The sequence below is a fragment of the Klebsiella sp. HN106 genome (genome assembly GCF_051209435.1).
Taxonomy (GTDB): Bacteria; Pseudomonadota; Gammaproteobacteria; order Enterobacterales; family Enterobacteriaceae; genus Klebsiella; species Klebsiella oxytoca.
In genome coordinates this window covers 1-336 of sequence record NZ_JBLURD010000167.1, presented here as the reverse complement: position 1 = coordinate 336, position 336 = coordinate 1, and the positions used below count along the sequence as shown (strand labels likewise).

Annotated in this window: 1 protein-coding gene; it reads left to right on the top strand. The window is 56.0% G+C overall.

Annotated features, from left to right (window positions below):
* Positions 1-336 (top strand): MipA/OmpV family protein (locus tag ACSIPU_RS30795; RefSeq protein WP_435322503.1); only part of this gene is annotated, 336 nt, incomplete at both ends.

Below are 336 nucleotides of genomic sequence, written 5' to 3'. Positions count from 1 at the left end.
CTGGCACTCGGCGTGCTGATAGCGACGTCCGCCAGCGCGGCGCATGCCGACGGGAAGTTCACTCTTGGGGCTGGCGTAGGGGTCGTTGAGCATCCGTATAAGCAATATGATGCGGATGTCTATCCGGTGCCGGTCATTAGTTATGAGAGCGAAAACTTCTGGTTCCACGGTCTGGGCGGGGGTTACTACCTGTGGAATGACACCAACGATAAACTGTCGATTACGGCCTACTGGTCGCCAATGTACTTCAAGCCGGGCGACAGCGACAGCGAGCAGATGCGTCGACTGGATAAACGTAAATCGACCGTGATGGCCGGTCTTTCTTATGTCCACAAC